General features: G+C 68.9%; 4 protein-coding genes. 2 read left to right on the forward strand and 2 right to left on the reverse strand.

Annotated elements, in window-relative coordinates:
- Positions 1–1,176, reverse strand: a 1,176-nt coding sequence (locus IJ15_RS0121575) for a glycosyltransferase family 39 protein (RefSeq protein WP_081880858.1), incomplete at its 3' end; no start/stop codon positions are given.
- Positions 1,173–3,128 carry a hypothetical protein gene (locus IJ15_RS0121580; protein ID WP_031940418.1) on the reverse strand — a complete coding sequence of 652 codons (1,956 nt, stop codon included), beginning with the start codon at positions 3,126–3,128 and terminating at the stop codon, positions 1,173–1,175. The genes IJ15_RS0121580 and IJ15_RS0121575, both read right to left, overlap by 4 nt.
- Positions 3,129–3,524: 396 nt before the next feature.
- On the opposite strand from IJ15_RS0121580, the gene IJ15_RS0121585 reads away from it, so the two are divergent.
- Both IJ15_RS0121585 and IJ15_RS0121590 read left to right on the forward strand, forming a co-directional pair.
- On the forward strand, positions 3,525–5,108 hold the full coding sequence (locus IJ15_RS0121585) for a hypothetical protein (RefSeq protein WP_031940419.1): 1,584 nt from the start codon (positions 3,525–3,527) through the stop codon (positions 5,106–5,108).
- On the forward strand, positions 5,105–6,571 hold a 1,467-nt coding region (locus IJ15_RS0121590), incomplete at its 3' end, for a glycosyltransferase (protein WP_031940420.1). The genes IJ15_RS0121585 and IJ15_RS0121590, both read left to right, overlap by 4 nt.

Below are 6,571 nucleotides of genomic sequence, written 5' to 3' on the forward strand. Positions count from 1 at the left end.
GTCGGGTGCGAGGGGTCCGGGGCGGGACGAGACGACGGCGGCGCGACTCGGCGCGAGCAGCACCACGAGTACGAACGCGAACGGGATGATCGTGATGTAGAACCGCAGGAACGGGAAGGTCGAATCCATCAGGTACAGAAGCGATTGCGTGCCGAGTACGGCGCCGAACACCGCCACCGGTACCAGGATCTCGGCTTCGCGCCGGCGGACCGCGAGCACACCCGCGGCCACCAGCAGCAGCGGCAGCGCCGGCGCCAGCACGGCCATTTCGGTCAGCGAGAACAGCACCCGCTCCAGCGCCGTGGTGCCGCCGCCGCCGGACTGTTCGAGGATCGCACTGTTGCCGTACACCGACGAGAACTGTTGGAACGCAGTGCCGGTGATGAGCCAACTGGTGAGCGACCACGCGGCGAAGGCGGCCAAGCCCGGGCCCAGCACGAGGGCGGCATCGACGGCCGCCGCCCACCAGCGGTCACCCCGGTTCGACTGCGGCGTCGGCCGGTACCGCAGCAGGCTGATCAGTCCGACCAGCGCCCCGGCGACGACCATGGGGGCGATCGCGTCGTACCGGGTGAGGTAGGCGAGCGCGAGCGCGAGTCCCGCGGTGATGAGGTCGTGCACGCCGTCGCTGCGGATCCAGCGGATCAGCCGTCGTACCGCCCAGCACGCGAAGAACAGGAACGGTGCCTCGCTCATGCCGTTGGCCGCGTACATCACGATCATCGGGTTCAGCGCGAACAGCGCCGTCAGGGTCACGACCAGCACCGTCCCGCAGCCGCGGTCGCGGGCGATGCCGCGGATCTGGATCACCGCGCCGGCCATGAACGGCGCCGACATCGCCACCGCGGTCAGGTTCCAGCGCAACAGTTCCGGCCACCAGTTGCCGAGCACGGCGAACGGCAGCTGCGCGAATGCGGTCAGCGGGGTGAACACGAAGCCGATCGCGGCCAGGTGCGGGTCACGGCTGAGCAGCACCCCGGACACCGCGGCGACCCGGGAGAGCGAGTCCGTGAAGATGAAGCCGATCCCGAGGTTCATCCACACGCCCACCGCGAGGTAGGCGGCCGTGATCGCCGTGAACAGTGCCCACGGCTTGCGCGGCGCCCGCGCCTCCGACGCGTTCCCGGGCCCGGCGGGCGGAATCCCCGCCGGGCGATCGAGGGTCGCGGTGGTCATGACCGGCGTCGGCGGAGCCACACCGTCGCACCGACCACGATCACGGCCAGCACCGCCGTGCCCGCGGCGATCGCGGCGACGGCACCGGCGCCGATGCCCGAGTCCCCGTCGGCGTCGGCCTGCGCCGTGATGTCGGTGACCCGCACCCCGATCACGAAGGGTGCCGCGTCACGCGGTCCGATCAGCACGTCACCGGTCAGCTTCGGGGCCCGCGCGGGGTCGGCGTCGAGCCAGCCGAGCAGCGCGTCCAGGTCGCCGGGGGCGCCGTTCGACGACGCCAGCACCACCGTGCGGTTCCCCGGCTCGAGCACCTGGATCGCGCCGTACGGCGTGGTGCCGGTGACGCCCTGCAGGGCCAGCAGTGCCGGGTCCGCGGAACGCAGCGGCTGGTCCACCGACTGCGGGACATTGCCGTCGGCGGCGATCAGGATCGCCGGCAGGGTGCCCGTCGCAGCCTCCGTGAACGGCCGCACCCGCGGCTGCAGCGGTAGGTAACTCGAGCGCTGCATCTGCACCAGCAGTCGGTTGGCACGGACCAGATCGGCGAGATCGTTGCCGCCGAGACCGACGTCGACCGTCGGCAGCATGGTCTGCGGGAGCGACGCGAACCCGCCGGGCAGCGGCGGCACCGCAAGCTGCGACGACACGGTGCTGCGCGGGTCGACCGTCAGCGACGACGCGTCACTGGTGCCGCACTGGAAGTCGCCGGTGATGTCGAGCGCGACGGTGAGGGTCATGTAGCGCGTGAGCAGATTGTCCGGGACGTTCACGCGGACATCGAACTGGCCGGACGAATCGAGCGGGGCGCTCTCGAGCTGAACGCCGCCGAGGCTCACCGTCAGGATGCCGCTACGCGAGGCCGGCAGCGGAACGTAGGTGCCGAACAGGTGCGCGGACAGGTCGCGGACGGGGCGGCCCAGCTGCGTCTGGTTGACCTCGATCGGAACCTCGATGCGATTGAGCCCCGACGCCGTGAGCGCACCGATGTTCAGTTGACCGAGCGTCACGACGTCCTGCGCCACCTCGGGCACCTTCTTGTCCGGTGTCGCGATCGCGCGGCTCGCGGCGGCGTAGCCGTCGAGGTTCGCGACGAACAGGTCCACCTGGGAGGACAGCGCGGCGTCGTCGCCGGTGATGCGCAACAGGGGCACCCCCGACGGTGCGTTCTGCAGGCCGATCCCGGCCTGGGACGACCCGCCGACCACGATGCTGCGTTCGAACAGCGCGGGGGCGACGGCGGGCAGTGTGCCGTCGGCCGGCATCGCGGCGAGTTCGACGAGGGTGGGCTGCGAGCCGTACTGGTTGACGATCGCCGTGCTCAGTGTGAGCGCGGCGTTCTGCTGCGCCTGGGAGGTGTCGTCGGCGACGTGGATGGTGAGCTTGCGCAGGATCGGGGGCAGGAACTCCGCCGGGGACGAGGGTTGCTTCTCGACGCCGTCGTAGACCACGGCCGCGTCACGCAGGGTCATCGGCGCGAACCGGCTGCGGTCGTAGCAGCGTTGGTCGATCGGGATGTAGTGACTCGCGATCGACAGTGTCACCGTGCGATCGACCACGTCGAGGCCGTCGAGCGGCACCCGGATCGGAATGCCGGACTCGTTCGCGGCGGGAATCTCGAGGCGTTGCACGGTACGTCCGTCGGAGCGGATCTCGAGCCAGCCCTCACGGAAGTCCATTGGGGTGGTGAGGCTTCCGGTGAGCTGCCTCGCATTCAGTCCGTCCGGTACGGGGAGCGTCACGGTGACCGGGGCGGAATCCGAGGTGAAGCTGACGTCGGGAGCGCGACCCAGCTCGGGGAACGTAACTGACTGTCCGGTAACAACTGTCGTGTCGTCGGCAGCCTGCGCGGAGGCCGCGCCGGCAGCGGGAACCAGCGATGCGATCGCGATCAGCATGCCCGTCGCAAGCGTTGCGAGTGACCGTGGCCGCGGTGCGCGGCTGAAGATCGCCATGAAGTCTCCCCGTGTCGTCGGTCCCCGATTGCTGTCGCCGCCCGGGCGTCGCACGAACTCGACGAGGGTCGGCCGAACGAGGTGAGTCGGGTGCGGTCCCGTGAATCACCTTGCGCGCCGACGTGGTCCGTTGCGGTCCGATCGGTGGCAATCTTCGTTCGCCGGTCATTCAATCACGACGACTTACCAAACGGGCATTCATTAGTTGAAACTTCATCGATGTGATTCGGAGAGGTTGGTCACCTCGGGGCATCCGTCACAACGGGTAACGCGACGGACTCACGTGCGATGAGTCAAGATGGTGACGGAAACAAGTCGGAGCCGACGAAATCGCGCGGGTGTCGCGAAAACGTAACGACCACACATCTGTTCGAGTGCAGCCGGGAGGGATCGGAAATGTCGGGCGCCACCCCGGACGTCGAAGCCCCCTTCGCGGACGAATTGACAGAATCGGCCGAAACGTCGAATGGCGTCGAGGCCGCGTCGGGGACCGAGAGCGATTCGGCTCCAGCCTCGTTCGCGCGCTCCACGGCTTTCTCGATCACCGTCCGATGGGCGCTGATCGGGGTCTGCTCGCTCGGCGCGTTCTGGCCGTCGGTGGTGCGCACCGTCGACGACCTCCGCGGCGGTGACCTGCTGGGCTACATCTTCGTGATGCCCTTCCTCGCGGCCGTCGGCGCCATCGGCATCGCCCGCCGCCGCGGCGGCGAACTCCCCATCCACGACCGCCAGATCGACAGCATCGTCGGCGGCATGGGACTCGTCGTCTCGGTCGCCGTCCAGTGGTTGCTCCTCCCCCGCTACGAGGAGCAGTTCGGCCTCCTGCGGATCGACCTGTTGGCCTGGCTGCTCTTCGTCGTCAGCTCGGCAGTCCTGCTGTTCGGACTGCGCCCCGTCGGCCGCTTCTGGCCGGTATGGCTGATGCTGGTCGTCATCGCGCCGCTCCCCTATCGGATGGTCGTCGTGATGCTCGGCGGCCAGTCACAGCACGTGAGTGTCGTGCTGACCTTCCTCGCCGCCGCGGCGGTCGCGATCGCGGTCGGGCGGACGCGTCGCCGCGGCGTGATCGGAGCCGTCGCGACCGTCGTCGTGGGGCTCGTGGGACTCGCGTTCATCTGGTTCGTCTTTCCCGACGCGCCGCGGCCAGTGCTGCAGTTCGTGCCGGCCGGTGTGGCCGCGGTGGGCGTCGGCATCGGCATGTACCTGCAGTACGGGTACCTGTTCACCGACCGCCGTGCCGCCTACTCCGTCGCGCCGCAGAAGCCGACCGCGGTCGGTACGGGCCTGCTCCGCTCCGGTCTGGTCGTCGTGGCCGTCGCCGTCCTGCTCTCGTTCCTCCCCCTGCCCGACCCGCCGTCGACCGTGGTCGCGCAGGGGCCTGCCGCGAACGGCCCCCAGCTCACCGTTCCGTCCGGGTGGACGCAGGAGAAGGTCGAGGACTTCGACTGGGCGGACCGGTTCTTCGGACGGTGGGCGACGCTGACCCGGCAGACGATCGTCGCGGACGAGGGCAACCCCGAGTGGGATGCGCAGTCTCGGCCGCGGCGCGTCGTCATCGACACCCTCGACACCCGACGGCCCGCCACCCTCGCGGTGTACCCCACCGACACGCTGTACCGCCTTACCGCTGCTCGCCGCAGCCCGGTCGTCCCCGTCGACCTCGGGCACGGTGTGCAGGGCGAACTCTCTACGATCGTCGACGAGAAGGCACTTCTGACGTGGAGTCTGCTGTCCTTCACGTGGACCCGCGATGAGTGGAGTCAGCGCGTCAATCTCATTACCGTCGACGACCACCGACCGGACGCGCTGTTCCCGCAGCCGACGCCGTCGATGGCCTCCGACGTCACGAACACGCTCAACGTGCTCGTGCGGGGCAACTCGGTGACCGTCGACGACAACCCGCAGTACAAGGACCGCGACATGCTCACAGTCCTGGGGGCACAACTCGTGGACACGCAGTGGAACGCGGGTGCGGAATGACCACCGACGCCACCGATTCGTTCAAGGCCGCGGCGCTCGACGACGCCGTCGACGGCCTGCGTCGCCGGCACCCGCTGGCGTCGGCGGCCGTCGCGTTCGTGCCGTGGCAGCGCAATCTCGGGATCGCCTCGGCTGCGGTGATCGTGCTGTGCGCGGTGTTCTTCCCGATCGCCACGCTCACGGTGCTCATGGCGGTCTGCACCGTCGCCTACGTCGCCACGATGGTCGACCGTCTGGCCATTTTCGCCCGCGGGCTCGATCGGGACGCGATCGTCACCGTCACCGACGCCGACGCGCGGGCGATCCCGGACGACGAGTTGCCCGCGTACACGATCCTCGTGCCCGCCTACGACGAGACCGAGGTCATCTACGACCTCGTCGCGGGCATGACGGCACTCGAGTATCCGCGCGACAAGCTGCAGGTGCTGCTGCTGCTCGAGGAAGACGACCACGGGACGGTCGCGGCCGCGAAGGACGCGATCTCGGTGCCGGGCGGCGAGATCGTGACGGTGGTGCTGGTGCCGGCCGCGCAGCCGCGCACCAAACCCAAGGCGTGCAACTACGGACTGCACTTCGCGACCGGCGAGATCGTCACGATCTACGACGCCGAGGACAAACCGGATCCGCTGCAGCTGCGTCGGGTCGTGGCGGCGTTCGCGCGCCAGCCCGACGACGTCGCGTGCGTGCAGGCCAAGCTCGCGTACGACAACGGCCGCCAGAACCTGCTCACCGGATGGTTCACCGCCGAGTACGCGGTGTGGTTCAACTTCCTGCTCCCCGGCCTGATGAAGACCCGGTCACCCATCCCGTTGGGCGGCACGTCGAATCACCTGCACCGGTGGGTGCTCGACGAGATCGGCGCATGGGATCCACACAACGTCACCGAGGACGCCGATCTGGGTGTGCGGATCGCGGCGTCGGGCTATTCGACCGCGGTGCTGGACTCGACCACCATCGAGGAGGCCAACAGCGATCCGATCAACTGGATCCGCCAGCGGTCCCGTTGGTACAAGGGCTATCTGCAGTCGTGGCTGGTACACACCCGTCGGCCGGTCGAGGCGTGGAAGGCGCTGGGTGCCGTCAGCTTCATCCGCTTCACACTGTTGCTCGCGGGCACCCCGATCATTGCGTGCCTCAACCTGGTGTTCTGGTTCATCACGTTCACGTGGCTGCTCGGACAGCCGCTGATCGTCGCCGAGGTCTTCCCGCCGTACATCTACTACGGGGCGCTCGTCTCGCTGGTGTTCGGCAACGCGGCCGCGATCTACATGAACATCGTCGGTTGCCGGGAGACCGGCAACTCGCACCTGCTGCTCGCGTGTCTCACCGTCCCGATCTACTGGCTGATGATGAGCATCGCCGCGGCCAAGGGCTGCTGGCAGTTGCTACGCAATCCGTCCTACTGGGAGAAGACCTTCCACGGCCTGGGGACGCCGTCCCCTGCCGCCGACCCCCGCTCCCGC

The organism is Prescottella defluvii, from assembly GCF_000738775.1.
Lineage (GTDB): Bacteria > Actinomycetota > Actinomycetes > Mycobacteriales > Mycobacteriaceae > Prescottella > Prescottella defluvii.

Coding starts and splice junctions, on each gene's coding strand:
- IJ15_RS0121580 (WP_031940418.1), bottom strand. CDS start 3,128: ATGGCGATCTTCAGCCGCGCACCGCGGCCACGGTCACTCGCAACGCTT.
- IJ15_RS0121585 (WP_031940419.1), top strand. CDS start 3,525: ATGTCGGGCGCCACCCCGGACGTCGAAGCCCCCTTCGCGGACGAATTG.